Genomic DNA, 23,350 nt, shown 5'->3' with positions numbered 1-23,350 from the left:
CCTGCCTTGCTGACTGGGGCCGGTAGAACGCGGACAGAGTGCCCCACGGGAGGACCCGTCCGCATCTCCTCCCACATGGCGGAATACCGCCGTTCGCCCGCTGTTATTCGAGGGGGCAGACGCAGGAATCGGGGGCGGCGGGGCCTCCCCCGCCGCCCCCTCCCGTTCGTCTCAGGCGAGGGCCCGGGCGAGGTTCTCGTCGAGGGCGGCGAGGAACTGCTCGGTCGTCAGCCACTCCTGGTCGGGGCCGACCAGGCGCGCGAGGTCCTTCGTCATCCGGCCGGATTCGACGGTGCGGATCACCGTGTCCTCGAGGGCGCGCGCGAAGCCGACGACCTCGGGGGTCGAGTCGAGGGCGCCGCGGTGGGCCAGTCCCCTGGTCCACGCGAAGATCGACGCGATGGGGTTCGTCGAGGTCGGCTCCCCCGCCTGGTGGCGCCGGTAGTGGCGGGTGACGGTGCCGTGGGCGGCCTCCGCCTCCATCGTCCGCCCGTCGGGGGTGACGAGGACGGAGGTCATCAGCCCGAGGGACCCGAAGCCCTGGGCGACGGTGTCGGACTGGACGTCGCCGTCGTAGTTCTTGCAGGCCCACACGTAGCCGCCCTCCCACTTGAGGGAGGAGGCGACCATGTCGTCGATGAGGCGGTGCTCGTAGGTCAACCCCGCGGCCTCGAAGTCCGCTTTGAACTCGCGGTCGTAGACGTCCTGGAAGATGTCCTTGAAGGCGCCGTCGTAGGCCTTGAGGATCGTGTTCTTCGTCGACAGGTAGACGGGGTAGCCGCGCGAGAGCCCGTAGGAGAACGAGGCGCGGGCGAAGTCGATGATCGACTGGGTGAAGTTGTACATGCCCATGGCCACTCCCCCGCCCTCGGGGATGCGCACGACCTCGTGCTCGATGGGGGCCGACCCGTCGTCGGGCGTGTAGGTCAGGGTGATGGTCCCCGGCCCGGGCACGGCGAAGTCGGTCGCGCGGTACTGGTCGCCGAAGGCGTGGCGGCCGACGACGATGGGCTTGGTCCACCCGGGGACGAGGCGGGGGATGTTCGAGATGATGATCGGCTCGCGGAAGATCACGCCGCCGAGGATGTTGCGGATGGTCCCGTTGGGGCTCTTCCACATCTTCTTGAGCCCGAACTCCTCGACGCGAGCCTCATCGGGGGTGATGGTCGCGCATTTGATGCCGACGCCGTGCTCCTTGATCGCATGCGCGGCATCGATGGTCACCTGGTCGTCGGTGGCGTCCCGGTGGGTCACCGACAGGTCGTAGTAGCGCAGGTCGACGTCGAGGTACGGGTGGATCAACCGCTCCTTGATGAACTGCCAGATGATCCGCGTCATCTCGTCCCCATCGAGTTCGACGACGGGTCCTTTCACTGAAATCAGCGCCATATCCCCTCCCGCGGGCCGTAGCGGGTCCGGGCCGTGCGCCCGGGCCTCCCCTGCCCCCCAGATTACTCGACATCGAGATACTTCGGTGGGCTGTTCCCGCACGAGGGCGGGTCTCAGCCGATCCCGACGGTCGCGGTGAACGGCGCCAAGTACCAGATCGCCAGCGCGACGCCGCCCAGAACCGCAGCATCGGCCCACCGGTTCCGGGAGGAGAACCACGGCCTGCCGGGGATCCACAGGCGCAGGAGCGCCAAAAGCGCGAGGACCGCGACGAGGACGTGGACGGCCCGGTGGGGATGATCCGTCGCGATGAGGCCGACGAGGACTCCCAGGCCGCCCAGGGCGGCCGCGAGCGCGACGAGGCCGGCGGCGCGGCCGCGGGCCGAGGGGTCGTCTGGGTGGAGCACGTCACTCAGACTAGCGCGATCGCACACCCGGCCACCGCCTCCGCGCGGGCCGGGACCGAGCCGAACGGCGATAGGATGTGCACGCGGTTCGACGCGGGCCGCACGGACCTGAACGAAGGAGCTCTTGTGACTTCCCGCTACATCGTCGTAGGACCCGGATCGTCCGACACCGCCGCCGCGGTCCGCGACGCCCTCGCCGAGGCCCTGGCCTCTCGCGGCTCCCTGGCCCGCCTCGGCGCCTTCGCCGGAACGACCCCCCAGGCCGCCGCCGCGAATCCGACGGGCGCCCTCGCCGCGGCCCTCGAGGCCGTGCGCGCCGAGGACGCGGACTACGTGCTCGTCGACGGGGTCGACGAGGCCGACGCGCGCACCTTCGACGCCCTGGGCTGGGACCTCGATCTCGCCGCGAGCGCCCGCGCCGGCGTCGTCCTCGTCCTCGACGCCGACGGGGTCGACGCCGAGCTCCTCGCCGAGGAGGTCCTCGTCGCCCGCACGCGCGCCGCCGCCCACCAGGCCGAGATCTGCGCCGTCGTCCTGCCCGCCGCCCACGCCTCGGCGATCGCGGGCGACGCCCTCGTCCTGCCCCTGCCCCTGGACGGGGCCGCCGTCGACGCCCTCGTCGACTCCCCCGCCCCCGCCGCCGTCACCCCGGAGTCCTTCCAGGCCGACCTCATCGACCGGGCGCGCGCCGACCGCAAGCGCATCGTCCTTCCCGAGCCCGAGGACGACCGCGTCCTCCTGGCCGCCGCCGAGGTCATCGCCCGGCGGATCGCCGATGTCATCCTCGTCGGCGACGAGTCCCGGATCGCGGCTCGCGCCGCCGAGCTCGGCGTCGACGTGTCGGCCGCCCGCGTCGTCTCCGTCGACGACCCCGAGCTGCGCGAGAAGTACGCCGCCGAGTTCGCCCGCCTGCGCGAGAAGAAGGGCGTCACCCTCGAGCAGGCGCGCGACACCGTCGCCGACGTGTCCTACTTCGGCACGATGATGGTCCACATGGGGGACGCCGACGGCATGGTCTCGGGCGCCGCCCACACGACCGCCCACACGATCGTCCCCTCCTTCCAGATCATCAAGACCGCTCCCGGCGTGTCCATCGTCTCGTCGATCTTCCTCATGCTGATGAAGGACCGGGTGTGGGCCTTCGGCGATTGCGCCGTCAACCCGAACCCGACCCCCGAGCAGCTCGCCGACATCGCGATCTCCTCGGCGGCCACCGCCGCCCGCTTCGGCGTCGACCCGAAGGTCGCCATGCTCTCCTACTCGACCGGCTCGTCCGGCTCCGGCCCCGACGTCGACGCCGTCGTCGAGGCCACGAGGATCCTGCGCGAGAAGGCGCCCGACCTGGCCGTCGAGGGCCCGATCCAGTTCGACGCCGCCGTCGACCCGTCGGTCGCCGCCACCAAGCTCCCGGACTCGCCCGTCGCCGGTCAGGCCACCGTCTTCGTCTTCCCCTCGCTCGAAGCCGGCAACATCGGCTACAAGGCGGTTCAGCGCTCCTCCGGCGCCGTCGCCGTCGGCCCCGTCCTCCAGGGCCTCAACAAGCCCGTCAACGACCTGTCCCGCGGCGCCCTCGTCGAGGACATCGTCAACACCGTCGCCCTGACCGCCGTCCAGGCCCAGGGCTGAGGGCCGGGGCCGGGGTCGCGCGCCCCGGCCCGCCCTCGCCCCTTCCCCCAGATACGACCCCGAAAGGCCGATCCCCGTGTCCCAGACCGTCCTCGTCATCAACTCCGGCTCCTCCTCCATCAAGTACCAGCTCATCGACCCGGCCACCGGCGACGGCATCGCCAAGGGCCTCGTCGAGAAGATCGGGGAGTCCGAGGGGCACATCCAGCACAAGTACGGCGACGCGATCGTCGACCTCCACGAGCCGGTCGCCGATCACGAGGCCGGGATGCGCGAGGTCCTGCGCCTCTTCGACGAGGTCGGCCCGAACCTGGCCGAATCCCACGTCGTCGCCGTCGGCCACCGCATCGTCCAGGGGGGCAAGTACTTCGACGGGCCCGCGCTCATCACCGACGAGGTCCGGGGCCTCATCCAGGAGCTGTGCGCCCTCGCCCCCCTGCACAACCCCGCCCACCTCAAGGGCATCGACGTCGCCCGCGAGCTCATGAGCGACATCCCCCACGTCGCCGTCTTCGACACCGCGTTCTTCCGCCAGCTGCCCGAGGCGACCGCGACCTACGCGCTCGACCGCGCGACCGCGGAGAAGTTCTCCGTGCGCCGCTACGGCGCCCACGGCACCTCCCACCAGTTCGTCTCGACCCGCGTCGGCGAGCTCCTCGGCCGTTCCGACCTGCGTCAGATCGTCCTCCACCTCGGCAACGGCGCCTCCGTGTCCGCCGTCGACGCGGGCCGCGCGATCGACACCTCGATGGGTCTGACGCCCCTCGAAGGACTCGTCATGGGCACCCGCACGGGCGACATCGATCCGGCCGTCGTCTTCCACCTGCGCCGCCAGGGCGGAATGCTCGTCGACGAGCTCGACGACCTCTTCAACAAGAAGTCCGGGCTCAAGGGCCTGACCGGGAACAACGACATGCGGGCCGTGCGCCTGATGGCCGAGGGCCCCAAGGGCGCCGAGCGCGACCGCGCCCGCCTCGCCCTCGACATCGTCGTCACCCGCATCGTCAAGTACATCGGCTCGTACACGGCCGAGCTCGGCGGCCTGGACGTCCTGACCTTCACCGCGGGCATCGGGGAGAACGACGCCGACCTGCGCCGCGAGGTGTGCGAGCGCCTTGCCCCCTTCGGCGTCTCCATCGACGCCGACGCGAACGCCGCCCGCTCGGACGAGGCCCGGACGATCTCGACCGACGACTCCACCGTCCGGGTGATGGTCGTCCCCACGAACGAGGAGCTCGCCATCGCCCGACAGGCCCTCACCCTCGTCTGACCCCGGTCCCGTCGCGTCCAGCGCCCGACCGGTCCCGTGCCGGTCGGGCGCTGCGCATCCCCCGCCCGCCGGGCACAAGGGCCCCAACCGCCGATCCCAGGAGGACCGTTGAACTTCCGCTCGCTCTACGACCAGGGCTTCGCGCGCGTCGCCGTCGCGACGATCCCCGTCCACCCGGCCCTCCCCGGGCGCAACGCCGACGAGATCCTCGCCGCCGCCCGCCGTGCCCACGAGGCCGGGGCCGCCCTCATCGCGTTCCCCGAGCTCAGCGTCTGCGGGTACTCCCTCGACGACCTCTTCGGATCCGCCCTCCTCCTCGACGAATCCGACGCGGCCCTCGCACGGATCGTCGCCGACTCGCGGGCCCTCCTGCCGATCCTCGTCGTCGGCGCCCCCGTGCGCCACGCGAACCGGGTCTTCAACTGCGCGGTGACGATCCACCGGGGCCGGGTCCTGGCCGTCACCCCCAAGCAGCACCTCGCCGACTACGGCGAGTTCTACGAGAAGCGCCACTTCTCGACCGCCGGCCCCGCCGCCCCCGCGACCATCGACGCCTCCCGGTGGACCGGCTCCCCCGGCCCCGTCCCCTTCGGCCCCGTCGCCGTCGACGTCGAGGACGTTCCCGGCCTCGTCGTCTCCCCCGAGGTGTGCGAGGACATGTGGGTGCCCGTGCCCCCCTCCTCCCTGGCCGCGCTGGCCGGGGCCACCGTCCTCGTCAACCTGTCGGCCTCCCCCGCCACCGTCGGGCGCGCCGAGGACCGGCGCCTCCACGTGCGGTCGGCCTCCGCCCGCCTGAACGCCGCCTACCTGTACTGCGCGGCCGGCTCGGGCGAGTCGACGACCGACCTGGCCTGGGACGGGCAGACGATGATCTACGAGGCCGGCGACCTGCTCGCCGAGGGCGAGCGCTTCGCCGACGGCCCGAGGATCGTCCTCGCCGACGTCGACCTCGATCGCCTCGTCTCCGAGCGGATCCGTCAGGGCTCCTTCCAGGACAACGCGGACGCCGTCGCCCCCCTCCTGGGCCCCGCCCCGGGCCCGCGCGCCGTGGCCCGCGCGACCACCGTCCTCGAGCCGCCGCGCGCCGACCTGGGCCTCATGCGCGCCGTCGACCGCTTCCCCTTCGTCCCCGACGACCCCCGGCGCCTCGCCCAGGACTGCTACGAGGCGTACTCGATCCAGGTCTCGGGCCTCGTCCAGCGCCTGCGCTCGATCGGCGAGCCGACAGTCGTCATCGGCGTGTCCGGCGGCCTCGACTCGACCCATGCCCTGATCGTCGCCGCCCGGGCGATGGACGTCCTCGGCCGCCCGCGCGGCGACGTCCTCGCCTACACGCTCCCCGGATTCGCCACGAGCGACCGCACGAAGACCAACGCCCTGGCCCTGTGCGAGTCCCTGGGGATCCCCTGCGAGACCATCGACATCACCCCGGCGGCCCGTCAGATGCTCGCCGACATGGGCCACCCCTACGCCGACGGCGAGGACGCCTACGACGTGACCTTCGAGAACGTCCAAGCCGGGCTGCGCACCGACTACCTCTTCCGCCTGGCGAACCACCACGGCGGCATCGTCCTGGGCACCGGGGACCTGTCCGAGCTGGCGCTGGGCTGGTGCACCTACGGCGTCGGCGACCAGATGAGCCACTACGGCGTCAACGCCGGCATCCCCAAGACGATGATCCAGCACCTGATCCGCTGGGTCGCCGCCTCCGACCAGTTCCCGGCGGCCACCGGGCGGGTCCTCGAATCGATCCTCGCCACCGAGATCTCCCCCGAGCTCGTCCCGGCCGGCGACGGGCGCCCCATGCAGTCGACGCAGGACGTCATCGGCCCCTACAACCTCCAGGACTTCACGCTCTTCCACCTCCTGCGGCGCGGCTGCCGGCCGTCGAGGATCGCCTTCCTCGCCGAGCGCGCGTGGTCGGACGTCGAGGCGGGCGCCTGGCCGCCGGGATTCCCGGTCGACGAGCGCGTCGCCTACGGACTCGACGAGATCGTCCGCTGGGAGACGCTCTTCCTGCGCCGGTTCTTCTCCCAGCAGTTCAAGCGCTCGGCCCTGCCCAACGGCCCGAAGGTCATGGCCGGCGGGTCCCTGTCGCCGCGCGGGGACTGGCGGATGCCGTCCGACGCGTCCGGGCAGGCGTGGATCGACGAGCTGGAGGCCGCGGTCGCCGGCGTCCCGGGCTCGGGCGTCCCCGCCCGGGACGAGCAGGCCCCCCGATGAACGCGTTCGCCGTCGTCGTCGCCCTGGTCTTCGCCGTCCTCGCCATCGTCCTGGGGTCGACGGCCGCCCGTGCGCGCTCCGGTGCCCTGAAGACGGGAGCGCGCACGGGGATTCGACGGGCCGAGCTCCTGGCCTCCGAGGGCGCGTGGCGCGATGGGCATCGGGCCGCATGGCCCCTCCTCGCGATGGCGGCCGGGGTCGCGGCCGTCCACGGCATCGGCGCCCTCGCCGCGGGGCTGACGATGGGGGTTCAGGAGGGGCACTCATTCCTCCGGGTGATCGCCGTCGCCGGGCTCGTCGTGACGGTGGCCCTGCGCCTGGTCGCCTCGGCGGCCGCGGTGTCGGCCGTGCGCCGACGGGGGCGCTGACCCGGCCGATCCGCCCCGCGGGGGCGTCGGCCGGTCAGACGAGGAGGAGTCCGACGCCCCAGATCGTCGCGGCGGTCAGGGCGGCGACGACCTCGATGAGGATCGACAGGCCGACGGCCCGCAGGGCCGCGAGGGTCGACGCCCAGGCGGCGTCGGCGGCGCGCAGGCGGCGCCATTCGAGGACGTAGATCGTCGCGATGAAGCCGAGGACCAGTCCGACGGGCAGCCCGACGAACCAACCGACGACGCCCCCGGCGACGCCCGCGACGAGGGTCGAGCGGGGGATGTCGGAGCCGCTGAGCTTTTTGGCCGGCACGAGGTACTTGACGACGGCCGCGAGGACGAGGACGAGGGCGGCGAGGGTGAAGATGATCCACGCGGTCGCGGTGTTCCACGCGATCGCCCAGACGAGGAGGGCGCCGATGATGATGATCGCCGAGGGGATCACCTGGACGACGGCGCCGACGACGCCGACGAGGATCGCCAGGCCGACGAGGACCGTTCCGGTCGTTCCCATCAGCCGACGGGCTTCTCGCGCCGGTCGAGCATGTACAGGGCGAGCTTGGAGGGCTCCAGGGCGCGCACGGCGTGCGGCAGGCGCGTCCCGAAGTGGATGACGTCGCCGGGGCGCAGGACGACGGTGCGCCCGTCGGCGGTGATCTCCAGGGCCCCTTCGAGGGCCTGGAGGATGACGGGCATGGCGGCGGTGTGCTCGCTCAAGAGCTCGTCGGTGTCGAAGCTGAAGAGGACGAGGCGCACGCCCTCGGCGCGCATGACGGTGGTCGAGACGGTGGCCCGGTCGTTGATCTGGACCATCGAGGCCAGATCGGCGAGGTCGGTCATGACGGGCGCGGGCGCGCCGGCCTGGGAGTCGGTCGACGGGGACATGGGTTTTCCTTTCCTAGGGGCGAGGTCGCCGGTGCGCGAGTCACCGTGATGACGGCGGGAGCGGGGAGCTCGGGGACGAGGCGCGGCGCGCCATCGGCGCGGAGGAGGACGGGCGCGCCCGATCGGTTCGGGCGGCTCTGCGTGCGAGGTCGGGGGTCACGGCGCCTCCGCGGGGGTGGGTTCTGCGCTCGATCATCCTACGTGGGCGAGACGCTCCCGTCAGGACGGGGTCGTCCCGGCCGGCTCGTCCTCGGGGCGGTTCCCGGTCGGGGCTCTCCTGCGGCGCGCGTCCCCGCCGGGCCGAGTCCAGTCGCGTGGGCCCCGACCCGCCGGCCCTCGCGGCGCCGCCCCGTCGGCGCCTCGTCGATGGGGCCGTGGCCTTCCCGCGAAGGCCGCGGCCCGTATCGGCGGAGGGTGATTCCGCTGATACGGGCCGCATTCGTGGCGATCGCGGTCGCCGATGTGTGAGCACCGGTGGCGCCGCGATCACGGTCTCGCGCAGGGGTCAGATGCCGATCGCCGGTCCGAACTCCGCTGCGATGGCGTCGAGGCGGGCGCGAGCCTCGTCCCACGGGACGGGGGCGCCGTCCTCGACGGGCAGGACGACCTCGAGGTAGCACTTGAGCTTCGGCTCGGTGCCGGACGGCCGGGCGATGACTCGGTCGTCGGCCTCGGTGACGACCATGATCGCGTCGGTGCCGGGCAGGCCGTCCCAGCCGTTCGACAGGTCGGTGACGGAGGCGACCGGCGAGCCGGCGAGCGACTGGGGCGGATTGTTGCGCAGGCGCTCCATGCCCTCGGCGATGAGGTCGAGGCTGTCGACCCGGAAGGTCAGCGGAGCCGTCATGTAGAGCCCGTAGGCGCGGGCGATCCGCTCGAGCTCGTCGAGGCCGGTGCGGCCCTCGGCCTTGAGGCCGGCGAAGAGGGAGGCGGCGACGACCGCGGTGGCGATCCCGTCCTTGTCGCGCACGCACGCCGGGTCCGGGCAGAAGCCGATGGCCTCCTCGTAGCCGAAGCGCAGGCCCGGGGTGCGGGCGATCCACTTGAAGCCGGTGAGGGTGTGGCGGTAGTCGAGGCCGTGCCCGCGGGCGATCCGCTCGAGGAGCCGGCTCGAGACGATGGAGTTGGCCAGGACGGAGCCGTCGGGGGCGTCGGCCGCGAGGTACTCGCCCAGGAGCGAGCCGATCTCGTCGCCGGAGAGCTGGCGCCAGCCGGTGTCCGCCGAGGCGTCGGGGACGGCGAGGGCGCAGCGGTCGGCGTCGGGGTCGACGGCGATGATGAGGTCGGACCCGTTGGCGCCGGCCTGGGCCATCGCCAGGTCGAGGGCGCCGGGCTCCTCCGGGTTCGGGAAGGAGACGGTCGGGAAGTCCGGGTCGGGCTCGGCCTGCTCGGCGACGGAGTGGATGCGGGTGAACCCGGCCTCCCGCAGGGCGCGCTCGAGCAGGGTCGCGCCGACGCCGTGCATGGCGGTGAAGGTGATCGCCAGATCGGCTTTCGCGGGGGCGTCGGGGGCGAGGGCGGCGGCCGCGGCAACGTAGTCGTCGCGCGGGTCGATCCGCTCGATATGGGCCGAGTCCTGGGGGACCTGGTCGGCGGGGGGCGCGGCGGCGATGGCCGTGGCGATGTCGGCGTCGTAGGGCGGGACGATCTGGGCGCCCTGGCCGGCGTCGGTGACGACGGTGCCGCCGAGGTAGACCTTGTAGCCGTTGTCCTGGGCGGGGTTGTGCGAGGCGGTGACCATAATGCCCGCGTCCGCGTCGAAGCGGCGCACGGCGAACGCGGTCAGCGGCGTCGGGTTGCGCTCGGGCAGGACGAGGGCGGTGCCGCCGGCGGCGGAGACGACGCGGGCGGCGGCGCGCGCGAAGTCAACGGAGCCGTGACGGGCGTCGCAGCCGATGACGACGCGCGGGGCGCGGTCGGTCGCCTTCGCGAGGAAGGCGCACAGTCCCGCGGTCGCCCGGATGACGACGGCGAGGTTCATCCGCGACTCCCCGGGGCCGATCCTCCCGCGCAGGCCGGCGGTGCCGAATTCGAGGGGGCCGGCCATCGCGGCCCGGATCTCGTCGAGGGCGCCGGAATCGCCGGCGCGGGCGGCCTCGATGGAGGCGGTCAGGGCAGCTCGGGTGCGCTCGTCGGGGTCGTGGTCGGCCCAGTGCTGGGCGCGATCGAGGAGTTCGTCGGTCATCAGTCCTCCAGCCCGTCGAGGATGGCGACGGTGGCGGAGACGCCGAGACGGGAGGCCCCGGCCTCGATCATCGCGACGGCCGCCTGGGCGTCGCGGATGCCGCCGGAGGCCTTGACCCCCATGTCGGGTCCGACGGTCGCGCGCATGAGGGCGACGGCGTGGGCGCTGGCGCCGCCGGCGGGGTGGAATCCGGTGGAGGTCTTGACGAAGTCGGCACCGGCGGCCTGCGAGGCGCGGCAGGCCGCGACGATCTCGTCGTCGGTGAGCGCGGCGGACTCGATGATGACCTTGAGGACCCGCGGGGCGGGCACCGCGTCGCGGACGGCGCGGATCTCGGCTTCGAGGTCGTCGACACGCCCCTCCTTGACGAGGGCGAGGTCGATGACCATGTCGATCTCGTCGGCGCCGTCGGCGACGGCGCGAGCGGCCTCGGCGGCCTTGATCTCGGGCTTGACGGCGCCGGAGGGGAATCCGACGACGCAGGCGACCTTGAGAGCCTCGGGCGCGTCGAGGGGGAGCATCGACGGGGAGACGCACACGGAGTAGGTGCCCAGTTCGGCGCCCTGGGCGACGAGAGCGGCGACGTCGGCGCTCGTGGCCTCGGGCTTGAGGAGGGTGTAGTCGATCATGCGGGCGACATCGGTTCGGTTCATTCTGGCTCCTTAGATCTGAGCGAGGGGCAGGGCGAGTTCCATCATCTGGGTGAAGGCCGTCTGGCGCTCCGCGGCGGTGGTGGCCTCCCCGGTGACGAGGGAGTCGGAGACGGTGAACATGCCGAGGGCCTCGACCCCGGCGTGGGCGGCGGTGGCGTACAGGCCGGCGGATTCCATCTCGACGGCCATGATCCCCATCTTCTGCCAGCGCTCGTTGAAGTCGGGGATGGCGTTGTAGAAGGTGTCGGAGGACAGGATGTTGCCGACGTGGGTGGTGACGCCGGCGGCCTTGGCGCGCTCGCGGACGGCCTCGATGAGGCGGTAGGAGCCGATGGGCGCGTAGGTGCCGGGCAGGTCGTACTGGTCCATGAACGCCGAGTTCGAGCAGGCGGCCTGGGCGATGACGACGTCGTAGAGGTTGATACCCTCCTGCATGGCGCCGCAGGTGCCGATGCGGATGAGCTTGGTGCATCCGAAGACGTGGATGAGCTCCCACGCGTACAGGGAGATCGAGGGGATGCCCATGCCCGATCCCATGACGGAGACGGGGGTCCCCTGGTAGGTGCCGGTGAAGCCGAGCATGTTGCGCACGGAGTTGAACTGCTGGGCGTCGTCGAGGTAGGTCTCGGCGATGAACTGGGCGCGCAGGGGGTCGCCGGGCAGGAGGATCGTCGGGGCGATGGGGGCCTGGGGGTCGATGTGAGGCGTTGTCTTCATATCTGCTCCACTGATTACGGGCGTAGTCGGATCGGGGGCTCCGTCGCCCCTTGCGCCCCAGGCTATCCCACTAATGGATCAAATGTCAATCATTAAATTGTCAAATGTTCTCGCCGGTGGATCCCTCCCTCCGGCTCTCCCATCAGTCGCCGGACGCCCCCGTCAGGAGGGACAGCGCCGTCTTCTCATCGACGACGAGATGCGTCGCCAACCCGATCCTCAGGGCCGTGCGCAGGGCCGCCGTCTTGCGCTGCCCGCCGGCGATGAGGATCCGCACCGGCCTCGACGCCAGATCCGCCAGCGAGATCCCCGCGGTCCTCTCGTCGATCTGCGGAACGGCGATCCGCCCATCCGAGGTGAAGAACCGCGAGCAGGCGTCGCCCACGGAGCGCGCCAGGAGCATCTCGATATCCTCCTCCCCCAGATGACCGAGATTCATCAGCAGGCTCTCGCGCCCCATCGCCCCGACCGTGAAGACGACGACGTCCGCCTGTCGGCCGGCCCGCAGGATCTGCTCGATATGCGGATCCCTCTCGACGATCCGCAGAGTCCGCACGTCCTGGAAGATCACCGGCAACGGCAAGTAGCACGCCGTCGCGTTGAAGGCCGCGCAGAAGGCCCTCATGACCTCGAAGTCGTTCGTCGCATGATCGGAGTAGGACGAGCCGCCCTTGAGCTGGACGATTTCGACGTCGTGTCGAGCGGTGTGAGGCAGATGCGACGCCAGGGCGTTCATCGTCCGCCCCCACGACACGCCCACCCTCATCCCGTCGCGCACCTGGCCGGTCACCAGATCCGCCCCCGCGCGCCCCAACTCGTCGAGGAGCTCATGATCGTTCGACACGAGCATGTGGACGACCCGCGCCTCCGCCAGGCCGAACCGCTCGACGAGCCGATCGGCCAACTGCGACGAGGTCTCCCGGGGGTCGTGGATCTCGACGGTGACATAGCCCGCGTCCTTGCCGCGCTGGATCAGCTTGGCGACCGTCGGGCGCGACAGCCCCATCTCGGCGGCGACCTCGGCCTGACTGAGCCCCCGCTCGAAATACAGTTTGACAGCGGTTACGGCCTGTTCATCTCGCCTGTCCACCGCGGCCTCCTGCCGATCAGTCGAACACGCCCCGGGCGGTGCGATCCCGGGGCGCCAAATCCGAAGTATACGATCCAGCGCTCGATCCCGCCGATCGACCGGGATCAGCCCCGGTCGGCGACGACCTCGTCGAGGACCACCCCGCGCGCGGCCACCGCCTCGGCGCCGATCTCGATCCCCCCGGCCAGCGCCTCCAGCGCCCGGGGGATGCGCCACTCGTCGTCGGTGTGCAGGGTGAGCAGCGGCTGCCCGCGACGCACCGCGTCGCCCGGCTTCGCATGGATCTCGATGCCCGCGCCGGCCTGGACCGGATCGGACTTGACGGCCCTCCCGGCGCCCAGGCGCCACGAAGCGACGCCCACGGCGAGCGCGTCGAGCGTGCGCAGCACGCCATCGCCCTCGGCGACGACCGTATGGGTCAGGGCGGACGTCGGCAGCGGAGCGTCCGGATCACCGCCCTGCTGGCGGATCATCTCCCTCCACACGTCCATCGCCCGGCCGTCCTTGAGGGCCTCCTCCACGTCGGCATCGGGCCGCCCGGCCATCTCGAGCATCTTGCGGGCCAGCGCGACCGTCAGCTCGACGACGTCCGCCGGGCCCCCGCCGGCGAGGACCTCGACGGACTCGGCGACCTCCAGCGCGTTGCCGACCGTCAGGCCCAGGGGGGTCGACATGTCGGTGAGGAGCGCGACGGTCTCGACCCCCGCGTCCGCGCCCAGGTCGACCATCGCCCGGGCCAGCTCGCGCGCCGAGTCCACGTCCTTCATGAACGCCCCCGAGCCGACCTTGACGTCCAGGACGAGGGAACCGGTCCCCTCGGCGATCTTCTTCGACATGATCGACGAGGCGATGAGCGGGATGCAGTCGACGGTCGAGGTAATGTCGCGCAGCGCGTAGAGCTTCTTGTCGGCGGGCGCCAGGCCGGCCCCCGCCGCGCAGATCACCGCCCCGCAGCCCGAGCCGAGCTGGGAGAGGATCTCCTCGTTCGTCAGATCGGCCCTCCACCCGGGGATCGACTCGAGCTTGTCGAGGGTGCCGCCGGTGTGCCCGAGCCCCCGGCCCGACAGTTGCGGGACGGCGACGCCGAAACTGGCGACGAGGGGGGCCAGGGGCAGGGTGATCTTGTCGCCCACCCCGCCGGTCGAGTGCTTGTCGGCGGTGGGCCGGCCGATGGACCCGAAGTCCATGCGCTCGCCGGAGCGGATCATCGCATCGGTCCACTGGACGATCTCGGTGCGGGTCATCCCCCGCAGGAAGACCGCCATCGCGAGGGCCGCCATCTGCTCGTCGCCGACGCTCCCGCGCGTGTAGGCGTCGATCACCCAGTCGATCTGCTCGCGCGACAGGGTCCCCCCGTCGCGCTTCGTGCGGATGACGTCGACCGCGTCGAATGCCGTCATTGTCGTGCCTTTCTGTCCGTGGTGGGGCGTCAGCCCCGAGTGGGGGGCGCCGGGAGCGTCGATCGATCGAGGTCGTCGGGGCCGAACGCCCCCGGCAGGACCTTGCTCATCGGCATGAGGCCGGCGGGCATGAGGACGACGCAGTCGTCGCCCCCGTGCTCGTAGATCACCTGGCGGCACCGCCCGCACGGCGCCACCGGGGTGCGGGAGGAGTCGACGCAGGCGACGGCCACGAGCCTGCCCCCGCCGGTGCGCACGAGGTCGGAGACCATCGAGCACTCGGCGCACAGGCCGCACCCGTAGGAGGCGTTCTCGACGTTCGAGCCCGAGACGATCCTCCCATCCGCGGTCAGGCCCGCCGCCCCGACGGGGAACCGGCTGTAGGGGCAGTACGCCTGCTCCATCGCCTCGATGGCTCGGGCGGTCAACTCGTCCCAGTCGATGCTCATGTGATGCTCCTGCGGGCTCGGATCACTTGACGTAGGGGATGTTCTCGGCGGCCGGCGCCTTCGACTGGCCGACGAACCCGGCGACCGCGACGATCGTCACGAGGTACGGGATCATCGACACGAGGTCGGAGGGGATCGCGGGCGCGACATTCGGGAGCATCCGGGCGACCGCCTGGGCGAAGCCGAACATCACGGCGGCGGCGGTCGCGCCGACCGGGTGCCACTTGCCGAGGATCATCGCGGCCAGCGCGATGTAGCCGTTGCCCGCCGAGATGTTGTCGGTGAACGCCAGCCCCGAGCCGATCGTGAAGAAGGCGCCTCCCAGCCCGGCGAACGCCGAGGCGAGGATCGCGTTCCGGCTCCTCGTGCGGTTGACGTTGATGCCGACGGTGTCGGCGGCCTTCGGGTGCTCGCCGCAGGCGCGCAGGCGCAGGCCCCAGCGCGAGCGGTAGAGGAACACGGTGAGGAAGGCGACCGCGAGGTACATGAGGTACACGAGGAGCGTCTGGTTGAACAGCATCGGGCCGATCACCGGGATCTCCGCGAGGAGCGGGATCTTGATCGGGGTCAGCGAGAACTGGTTCGTGTTGAGGGCCTGCGGGGAGACCTTCATGAGGGTCCCGTAGAAGAAGGTCGTCAGGCCCAGGGCGAGGACGTTGAGGACCACGCCGACGATGATCTGATCGACCCCGTACCTCACCGAGAAGAGGGCGAGGAGGGACCCCAGGAGCGCGCCCGCCAGGGGTGCGGCGATGACCCCCGCGTAGGGCGTCTGGAAGAAGGAGGCGGCCATGACGCCGGCGAACGCGCCGACGAGGAGGTCGCCCTCGATCGCGATGTTGACGACGCCCACGTGCTCGGAGACGACGCCCGACAGGGAGCCGAAGATCAGCGGCGTCGAGATGGCGATCGTCGAGACGAGGAGGGAGGTGAGGGTGACGACGCCGGAGGAGCCGGAGCCCGCGTAGACGAGGAAGCCGAACACCGTCCCGATCCCGGCCAGGGCCATCAGGAGCGCGGAGAGCCAGCGGCTCGGGGCCCGCCTCGTCGCCGTGCAGAGGATCGACCATGCGGCGACGGCGGCGACGAGGACGAAGAGGCCCCACAGTATCGGCGCGCCCGGGGCCGAGATGTCGTCGATGGAGAACGCCTGGGACTTGTCGTTCAGGCGGAGGGTGACGTCACCGGAGGCCGTGGCTCCGAAGAACGCGAGGAGGAGGGCCGCCAGCGAGTAGGCGACGGGCATCTTCCATGTGCGCTTGACCTGTACATCGGTCTGCTCGGCGAGGATCTTGTCGGAGTTCACCGTGCGTCTCCTTCCGTGCCGGGGGCGGTCGTGTCCATGGCGGCATCACCTGTTTCAGCCCGATCGGCGCGCGGGGCGGCGGTCGTGGCGGCTGCGGGCGCGCCGACGGGGACGGGGGCCTCGCTCAGGCCGGCGAGCTGGGCGCGCAAGGGCCTCTCCCCCGCCTTGGGGAGGCGGAAGAGCCAGCGGACGAGGGCGGGGGCCGCGATGAGCAGCACGATGACGGATTGGAGGATGAGGATCATGTCGATCGGAACGCCCTTCGGCTGCATGACGTAGCCGCCGGCCTTGAAGGCCCCGAAGAGGAGGCCGGCGAAGAAGGTGCCGATCGGCTTGTTGCGCCCGAGGAGGGCGACGGTGATCGCGTCGAAGCCGATGGATCCGGCGACGTCGCGCGACACGTAGCCGATGGTGCCCAGGGCCTCGTTCGCCCCGGCCAGGCCCATGAACGCCCCGGAGATCATCATCGTGATGGTCGTGATCCTCCCGACGGAGACTCCCGCGGTGCGGGCCGCGTCGGGGTTCGCTCCGACGGCCCTCACCTCGAAGCCGAGGGTCGACCGGTCGAGGACCCACCAGAAGACGAGGACGGCGAGGATCGCGACGAGCAGGCCCGCGTGCAGTTTGAAGGGCGCCGGCAGGAGCGGCGGGAAAGCCGCGGAGTCCGCGACGACCGGGGTCTGCGGCTGGTTCGAGCCGGGCACCTGCCACGCTTTCTGCGCGAGGACGTATCCGAGGGCGAGGGCCGCGATCGAGTTGAGCATGATCGTGACGATCACCTCGTTGGCGCCGGTGCGGGCCTTGAGGATGCCGGCGATGCCGGCGTACAGGGCTCCCGCGAGGACGCCCGCGCAGATGGCGACGAGCGTGTGGACGACCGGCGGGAGGCTCATATGGAAGCCGACCCACACCGCGGCGAGGGCGCCGAAGATGACCTGGCCCTGGCCGCCGATGTTGAACAGTCCGGCGCGGAATCCGAAGCCGAGGCCCAGTCCGCCGATGATCAACGGGATCGCGTAGAAGAAGGAGTTCGTGATCGGCTTGATCTGGCGCTGGAGGGTCGCCGCCTCCGGGTCGAAGATCGCTCCGCGGAACATCGCGTAGTAGGCCTCGGTGACGGAGGCCCCGGCCATGAGGATGAGGATCGCGCCGATGGCGAATGCGACGAGGACGGCGAGGATCGAGACGAACCATTTCGATCCCAGGGCGTGGCGGAGAACGATTCCCGCCGTGGACGGTGATTTCTTCGTCATCGCTCCTCCTTGTGAGCGTGGGAGCCGGAGCCGATTGCCTCGTCGAGCGGGACTCCGGCCATCATCAGGCCGAGGACCTCTCGCGACGTGTCAGCGGGCACGATGCCCATGATCCGGCCGCGGTACATGACGGCGATCCGATCCGCGAGGGCGACGACCTCGTCGAGCTCGGAGGAGATGAGGAGGACGGGCGTGCCCTTGTCCCTCACTCCGACGATCTGCTTGTGGATGAATTCGATGGAGCCGACGTCGACGCCGCGCGTCGGCTGGTTGACGACGAGGAGCTTGAGGTCCTTCGACATCTCTCGGGCGACGACGACCTTCTGCTGGTTGCCGCCCGACAACGAGGAGACGGGGTCCTCGATGCGGGTGAGCCGGATGTCGTACTCGTCGCGCAGGTCCTGCGCGTTCTTCTCGATGACGCCGAGCTTGAGCATGGGGCCGGCGGAGAAGGGAGCGCGGTTGTACTGGTCGAGGACGAGGTTCTCGGCGATGGAGAAGGAGGCGATGATGCCGTCCTTCGAGCGGTCCTCGGGGACGAAGCCGATTCCGGCTTCGAGGGATTTGCGGGGGGCCGCGTGGGTGATGTCGACGCCCTCGAGGCTGATCGTCCCGGAGTCGGGGGTGACGAGGCCGAGGATCGCCTCGGCGAGCTCGGTCTGGCCGTTGCCCTGGACGCCGGCGATCGCGACGATCTCGCCGCGCTCGACTCGGAAGGACACGTGGTCGAGGATCGCGTTGCCCGACCGCGCGAGCAGCGAGACGTTGTCGAAGACAAGGCCGCCGTTCTGGGGTTTCGCGGGCTCCTTCTCGACCTTCATCATCACCGCTCGTCCGACCATCTTGTTCGCGAGTTCGCTCTCGGAGTCCTGGGGGGAGGCCGTGCCGACGACGGCGCCGCGGCGGATGACGGTGATGTCGTCGGAGACCGCGCGGACTTCGCGGAGCTTGTGGGTGATGAAGACGATCGAGGTGCCCGCGTCGGCGAGCTGGCGCATGATCGCCATGAGCTCGTCGGTCTCCTGCGGGGTGAGGACCGCGGTCGGCTCGTCGAGGATGAGGACTTTCGCCTCGCGGGACAGGGCCTTGACGATCTCGACGCGCTGCTGGGCGCCGACGGGCAGGTCGGCGATCTTCGCGTCCGGGTCGAGGTCGAAGCCGAAGCGCGCGGAGACGTCTCGGACGATCTGACGGGCCTTCGCGATGTCGATGAGCCCGGCCTTGCGCGTGGGCTCGTCTCCCAGGGCGATGGATTCGGCGACGGTGAACACGGGGATCAGCATGAAGTGCTGGTGGACCATGCCGATTCCGGCGGCGACCGCGTCGCCCGGGCCCTTGAAGACGGTGGGCGCGCCGTCGATGAGGATCTCGCCCTCGTCCGGCTGGTGGAGGCCGTAGAGAACGTTCATCAACGTGGACTTACCCGCGCCGTTCTCGCCGAGGAGCGCGTGGATCCGGCCTTCCTCGATCGTCAGGTCGATGGCGTCGTTCGCGACGAGGGGGCCGAAGCGTTTGGTGATGCCCCGAAGTTCCAGTTTCACTGGGTGCCGTCCTTCATTCTTCGACGAGTGGGTTGAGTGGGGGAGACGCCACGAGGGCGCGGCGGTGGCTGTTCCGCCGCGCCCTCGTGCGCGATCACTTCGGGGAGTTCTGCGATTCGATCGTGAGCTCGCCGTTCTTGATCTGCTCGCTGAGCTTCTCGACCTCGTCCTTGAGCTCCTGGGGGACCTGCGAGTCGAAGTCGTGGAACGGGGCGATGGAGACGCCGCCGTTGGCGAGGGAGCCGACGTAGGGCTCGGCGGAGAACTTGCCGTCGACGGAGTCCTTGATGACCTGCTCGACGGACGCGCCGATCTCCTTCATCACCGAGGTGAGGATGATCGAGGAGTAGTCGGGGTTGGCCTCGTACCAGTCGGAGTCGACTCCGATGATGAGGGTGGAGCCGTTCTCCTTGGCGGCGGCTGCTGCGCCGAGGCCGACGGGGCCGGCGACCGGCATGATGATGTCGGCGCCCTGGTCGATGAACTGCTGGGCCTGCTGCTTGCCGAGGGCCTGGTCGTCGAAGGACTGCGTGAAGGAGCCGTTCTGGGCGGCCTTGTCCCAGCCCAGGAGCTGGACGCTGGTGCCCTTGGCGGCGTTGTAGGCGTCGACGCCGTCGGCGAAGCCGTCCATGAAGATCGAGACCGAGGGGATCTGGATGCCGCCGAAGGTGGCGACCTTCCCGGTCTTGGTCATGCCGGCGGCGACGTATCCGGCGAGGAAGGCGGCGTCGGCGGTGTTGAAGAGGAGCGGGCGGCCGTTGTCGACGACGACGGTGTTGAAGTCGGCGTCGGAGAAGCTGGAGTCGACGAGCGCGTACTTGATGTCGGTGTTGGCGACGGCCGAGTCGTGGAGGGCCTTCTCGATCTTGAAGCCGACGCCGATGACGAGGCTGCAGCCGTCGTCGACCATGGCCTCGACGTTGGGCACGAAGTCCGCGTCCGAGGAGGACTCGGCGGTGTTGATCGCGACGCCGAGGTTCTTCTTCGCGGCTTCGAGGCCCTGGTAGGCCGACTCGTTGAAGGACTTGTCGTCCCAGCCGCCGGCGTCGGAGACGGCGCAGGCCTTGAAGGAGGCTGCTGCCCCGCCCTGGTCCGAGGCCGAGCCGGACTGGTTGGAGGCGGCGCCGCCGGAGCAGGCGCTCAGGGCGAGAGCGGAGGCCCCCGCGATCGCGAGGTACTTCGAGAGGTGCTTCATGGGTTTTCCTCCAGTAGGGTTGTTCGCCTCCGGGGTCGCGGCTCTGCGCCGGCGGCGATCGCTGGTCGTGAAGTGGTTCATCATCGCTGGTGAACTTTTGTAAAACTTAGACTTGACGATTAGTCATATTGTGGCGGCTGCAGAGTTCCTTGTCAACCCTCCTGCTCAGAGGCCAGAACGAGCACCATCTGCTCCCCGTCGCGCGCGAATCCCTGGGCCTCGAAATACCCCGGATCAGCCGTGTTCGAGCGAGTGATCGTCACTTCGCGGATCCGCGGATCAAGTACTGCAAGATCAGAGTAGAGGGCCTTGCCGGGCTGCAGGTCCCTGAACCGCTCCGTAACGAAATCGAGATGGATGACGCCTCGACCGTCCTCGACCGAGTAGACGAACAGGCCGACGACCTCCTCATCGCACAGCGTGAGCAGCGCTCGAACCGACGACGAGGCGTCGAAGGAGAACGACGGGTACGCCCGTTCGATCTCCTCGCGGTGCCGCTCGACGAAGCGGCCGACCAGATCGGAGTCGATCCGCGTCCGCACGACATCGAAGCTCCTCGACCTCGCGCTCAGGCGCACCAGCCAGTACACGTCGATCACCGAGATCACCGCGTTCATCGCGGCATAGGGCCAGATCCCGAAGACCACGTTGTACAGCGTCGCGATCAGGCTGCCCGACAGGTTGAGCAGCCGGAACCTCCTCACGCTGGGGACGATGAGCGAGACGACGACCAGGATCGACCCGGTCCAACCGATGATCTCCCACCAGGGCATGTTTCCTCCCGCGTCGATCCACGACCGGACGACGGTGGAGGCCGGCGCCCTGAGCGCCGGCCTCCACCGATCGCCGATCGGATCAGTTCTTCCGGATCCCGAGCGCCGTGGCCGCGCCGCCGACGAGGACGAGCGCGAGAAGGGCCGCGGCATCGACCGAGGCGCCGGTCTTAGCCAGGGCCTTCGCCCCGGGCCCCTTCTGCCCCTTCTTCTGGGGCTGGTCCTGCGCCGGAGCAGCAGGCCCCGCCGGAGCCTGCGGATCCGCAGCGGTTCCGGCGCACTGGACGTCGATGCTCAGTCCCTGGGACGCCTCGACGACCGTGCCGAAGTCGGTCTCGACGACGACGGGCACCGCGACGACCTCCCCGGCGGCCTTGTCCTTGCAGGAGCCGGAGACGACGACGGAGGCCTCGGCCCTGCCCGCGCCATCGGTCGTGATGACCGAGGCCTCATCGGAGGCGTGGGCCTCGACGAGCGAGTTGTCGACCTCGGCCTGGGCCCGCTCGCCGCCGATCGTCACACCGACCTTCTTCGTGATCGACGGCCCCTCGGAGAACGACAGACCGCGCAGCGCCACCGTGACGGCCTCCCCGTCCTTGACCGGGCCCTTCGGGAGGGTGATGCCGATCGAGGACTTGAGGGCGCGAGGGGCGACCCCGGGGTGCTCAGCGAGGTACTCGTTGAACATCTCGCGGTCGAGACGCCCCAGGGTCACCGGCTTGCCGCCCTTCGTCAGCGACTCGAAGGAGTCCCCGCCGTCGAGGAGGAAGGTCACCGATCCGACGGTGTAGGAGGCGGCGGGGTCGAGGGGCTTGCCGTCGACCGTCACGGACGTGATCCGCGAGCCCGCGGGCTTCGTCGCGTCGTAGGTGTAGCGGACGTTGTCGGAGATCCCGAGCTTGAGGAGGGGACGGGAGTTCTGGGAGGACAGGTTCGTCTTCCACTGCTCCTCGAGCGCCTGCTTGAAGTCCGCCCCCGTGAGGGTGACGTAGCCGACCTCGTTGGAGAAGGGCATCGTGTCGTAGGACATCTTGTAGGTGATCTTCCCGTCCTCGCCGGGGGTGAGGTCGGCGCGGATGCCGCCGGCGTTGATGATGCCGATGTCGACGTGCTTGCCCGCGGTGGTCATCACCTTGTCCCTCATCGCGTTGGCGATGAGGTCGCCCAGGCTCGATTCGATGCCGCGGTTCGACCCCGCGTCCTTCTTGCCGTCGACCGTCTCGAAGACGCCGCGGTAGAACGAGGACGGGATCCCCTCGGCGATGACCTTCTCGCCGGCGACCTTCGAGTCGGCGACCGCCTTGTCGACGACCGCTTGAGTCGCCGGGTCGGTGCCGCATTCGGCGACCTTCGCCGCCGGGATCAACTGGGTGTCCGCCGACACGACCTTCTTCGCCGCGGTGTCGTAGGAGATGCGGATGAGGCCGAGGTTGTCCGTGTAGGAGCCCGAGGCGACGCCCGCGAGCAGCGGGTTCTTCGAGTCGAGCTTCTCGGCGGAGTCGACGTGGTCGAATTCGTAGGGCACGTGCGTGTCGCCGCCCATGAGGCCGTCGACGTGCTCGCTGACCTTCGGGTAGTTGTTCTTGACGTCGTCGTCGAGCATGGCGATGACGATCTGGGCTTCGCCGGAGTCTTTGATGCTCTTGGCGAGGGTGTCGATCTTCGCCAGCGGATCGGAGAAGGTCAATCCCTCGGTCGTCCCGGGGCTGAGCTTGTAGGGCACGTCCTCGGCAATGGCGCCGATGAAGGCGACCTTGACGCCCGAGGGCGACTCCCACACCTTGTAGTCGCCGAGGTAGGGGGTCTGCACTCCCCCGTTCGACCACGATCCCATGCCCTCGATGTTCGCGCCGAGGTAGGGGAATCCGACCTGGACGAATTCATCGGGGTTGGTGCCGTCGACTCGCTGTTTGAAGACGGCCTGCCCCATGTCGAGTTCGTGGTTGCCGATGGTCGAGGCCAGCGGCGAAAGCGTGTTGAGAGCCGCGATCGTCGGGTTGTCCTTGAGGGAGCCCGAGGTGAACGGCGAGGCTCCGATGTTGTCGCCCAGGAGGGTGAAGGAGGAGTTCGGGTTAGTGGTCCGGGCCTTTTTGAGGTAGCAGTTCATCGCGGGCAGGCCGGCCTCGACGACGGTCTCCTTCTTCTTGTCCTTGACCTGCTCGATGTGCCCGTGCACGTCGGTGAGGTTGTAGAGGTCGAGGGTGACGATGGTGCCTGCTGGAGCGGGGGCCGCATCGGCCTCGGGGGCGGCGACCGCCTCCGAGGCTCCGGTCTCCTCCGGGGCGGCGACCGCCTCCGGGGATTCCTCTGCGGCCTCGGCGGGCTCCTCGGAGTCCCCTGCGGCCGTCTCGGCGCTCGTCGCCGTTTCGACGCTCGTCGCCTCGTCGGGTGCCGTTGCGTCGGCCGGATCGGCGAGGGCGCTCATCGGCATGGCGAGCAGCGCACCTGCTGCGCAGGCGGCGATGGCCGCCCGTCGTGTCCGTGTCTTCATATGGTGTCCTTCTCGATGCGCTCCGAGCGGCAGTGCCCGGAGCGGGGGTTGTGGGTCGGCGTCGCAGGTGCGGTACGGTGCCGGCCCTCGGGATGATAGGCGGTGCCGGGTCGCGGGGAAAGAGCG

General features: G+C 70.3%; 20 protein-coding genes. 4 read left to right on the top strand and 16 right to left on the bottom strand.

The window, feature by feature from the left end:
- Positions 1–171: 171 nt before the first annotated feature.
- A complete protein-coding gene (locus M3T53_RS08075; RefSeq protein WP_272433992.1) occupies positions 172–1,389 on the bottom strand; it encodes an NADP-dependent isocitrate dehydrogenase in 1,218 nt (405 codons plus the stop codon).
- Between the two features lie 113 nt (positions 1,390–1,502).
- Positions 1,503–1,796 carry a DUF3017 domain-containing protein gene (locus M3T53_RS08070; RefSeq protein ID WP_272433991.1) on the bottom strand — a complete coding sequence of 98 codons (294 nt, stop codon included), beginning with the start codon at positions 1,794–1,796 and terminating at the stop codon, positions 1,503–1,505.
- Between the two features lie 126 nt (positions 1,797–1,922).
- Here M3T53_RS08070 and pta point away from each other — a divergent pair, with 126 nt between their 5' ends.
- The 4 genes from pta (at position 1,923) to M3T53_RS08050 (ending at position 7,283) form a co-directional block, all read left to right on the top strand.
- Positions 1,923–3,422, top strand: coding sequence for a phosphate acetyltransferase (pta, locus tag M3T53_RS08065; protein ID WP_272433990.1), 1,500 nt, complete (start codon positions 1,923–1,925; stop codon positions 3,420–3,422).
- A 76-nt stretch (positions 3,423–3,498) separates the two neighbouring features.
- On the top strand, positions 3,499–4,692 hold the full coding sequence (locus M3T53_RS08060; RefSeq protein WP_272433989.1) for an acetate/propionate family kinase: 1,194 nt from the start codon (positions 3,499–3,501) through the stop codon (positions 4,690–4,692).
- 108 nt (positions 4,693–4,800) lie between these two features.
- Complete coding sequence (locus M3T53_RS08055) at positions 4,801–6,915, top strand: NAD(+) synthase (protein WP_272433988.1); 2,115 nt, start codon at positions 4,801–4,803, stop codon at positions 6,913–6,915.
- Entirely contained in the window at positions 6,912–7,283 is a 372-nt protein-coding gene (locus tag M3T53_RS08050; RefSeq protein WP_272433987.1) for a hypothetical protein, read from the top strand. The genes M3T53_RS08055 and M3T53_RS08050 overlap by 4 nt, the downstream gene beginning before the upstream one ends.
- A 34-nt stretch (positions 7,284–7,317) precedes the next feature.
- On the opposite strand, the gene M3T53_RS08045 is transcribed toward M3T53_RS08050, so the two are convergent.
- The 14 genes from M3T53_RS08045 to M3T53_RS07980 form a co-directional block, all read right to left on the bottom strand.
- The gene (locus M3T53_RS08045) at positions 7,318–7,800 is read right to left on the bottom strand and encodes a DUF456 domain-containing protein (protein ID WP_272433986.1); all 483 of its coding nucleotides are present in this window, start codon (positions 7,798–7,800) and stop codon (positions 7,318–7,320) included.
- Positions 7,800–8,171 carry a cupin domain-containing protein gene (locus tag M3T53_RS08040; protein ID WP_272433985.1) on the bottom strand — a complete coding sequence of 124 codons (372 nt, stop codon included), beginning with the start codon at positions 8,169–8,171 and terminating at the stop codon, positions 7,800–7,802. The genes M3T53_RS08045 and M3T53_RS08040 overlap by 1 nt, the downstream gene beginning before the upstream one ends.
- Positions 8,172–8,676: 505 nt before the next feature.
- The gene (locus M3T53_RS08035; RefSeq protein WP_272433984.1) at positions 8,677–10,356 is read right to left on the bottom strand and encodes a phospho-sugar mutase; all 1,680 of its coding nucleotides are present in this window, start codon (positions 10,354–10,356) and stop codon (positions 8,677–8,679) included.
- Complete coding sequence (gene deoC, locus M3T53_RS08030) at positions 10,356–11,009, bottom strand: deoxyribose-phosphate aldolase (RefSeq protein ID WP_272433983.1); 654 nt, start codon at positions 11,007–11,009, stop codon at positions 10,356–10,358. Before deoC ends, M3T53_RS08035 begins: the two co-directional genes overlap by 1 nt.
- 9 nt (positions 11,010–11,018) lie before the next feature.
- Positions 11,019–11,726, bottom strand: a complete 708-nt coding sequence (gene deoD, locus M3T53_RS08025; RefSeq protein WP_272433982.1) for a purine-nucleoside phosphorylase — start codon at positions 11,724–11,726, stop codon at positions 11,019–11,021.
- A gap of 142 nt (positions 11,727–11,868) precedes the next feature.
- On the bottom strand, positions 11,869–12,816 hold the full coding sequence (locus M3T53_RS08020; RefSeq protein ID WP_272433981.1) for a sugar-binding transcriptional regulator: 948 nt from the start codon (positions 12,814–12,816) through the stop codon (positions 11,869–11,871).
- A gap of 104 nt (positions 12,817–12,920) precedes the next feature.
- On the bottom strand, positions 12,921–14,216 hold the full coding sequence (locus M3T53_RS08015; protein WP_272433980.1) for a thymidine phosphorylase: 1,296 nt from the start codon (positions 14,214–14,216) through the stop codon (positions 12,921–12,923).
- Between the two features lie 29 nt (positions 14,217–14,245).
- Complete coding sequence (locus M3T53_RS08010) at positions 14,246–14,665, bottom strand: cytidine deaminase (RefSeq protein ID WP_272433978.1); 420 nt, start codon at positions 14,663–14,665, stop codon at positions 14,246–14,248.
- A gap of 22 nt (positions 14,666–14,687) precedes the next feature.
- Positions 14,688–15,911, bottom strand: coding sequence for an ABC transporter permease (locus tag M3T53_RS08005; RefSeq protein WP_272434043.1), 1,224 nt, complete (start codon positions 15,909–15,911; stop codon positions 14,688–14,690).
- Positions 15,912–15,967: 56 nt separating this feature from the next.
- Positions 15,968–17,224: an ABC transporter permease gene (locus tag M3T53_RS08000; RefSeq protein WP_272433976.1), complete on the bottom strand. Its 1,257-nt coding sequence runs from the start codon at positions 17,222–17,224 to the stop codon at positions 15,968–15,970.
- Positions 17,221–18,765: an ABC transporter ATP-binding protein gene (locus tag M3T53_RS07995; RefSeq protein ID WP_272433975.1), complete on the bottom strand. Its 1,545-nt coding sequence runs from the start codon at positions 18,763–18,765 to the stop codon at positions 17,221–17,223. The genes M3T53_RS08000 and M3T53_RS07995 overlap by 4 nt, the downstream gene beginning before the upstream one ends.
- A gap of 94 nt (positions 18,766–18,859) precedes the next feature.
- Positions 18,860–19,960: a BMP family lipoprotein gene (locus tag M3T53_RS07990; protein WP_272433974.1), complete on the bottom strand. Its 1,101-nt coding sequence runs from the start codon at positions 19,958–19,960 to the stop codon at positions 18,860–18,862.
- Positions 19,961–20,112: 152 nt separating this feature from the next.
- Positions 20,113–20,733 (bottom strand): hypothetical protein, encoded by a 621-nt coding sequence (locus M3T53_RS07985; RefSeq protein WP_272433973.1) that lies wholly within the window; start codon positions 20,731–20,733, stop codon positions 20,113–20,115.
- 82 nt (positions 20,734–20,815) lie between these two features.
- Positions 20,816–23,224, bottom strand: a complete 2,409-nt coding sequence (locus tag M3T53_RS07980) for a bifunctional metallophosphatase/5'-nucleotidase (protein ID WP_272433972.1) — start codon at positions 23,222–23,224, stop codon at positions 20,816–20,818.
- Positions 23,225–23,350: the final 126 nt, after the last annotated feature.

Origin of the sequence: Actinomyces sp. B33 (genome assembly GCF_028437565.1) — a bacterium.
Taxonomy (GTDB): domain Bacteria; phylum Actinomycetota; class Actinomycetes; order Actinomycetales; family Actinomycetaceae; genus Pauljensenia.
This window is presented reverse-complemented; position numbering and strand designations above follow the sequence as displayed.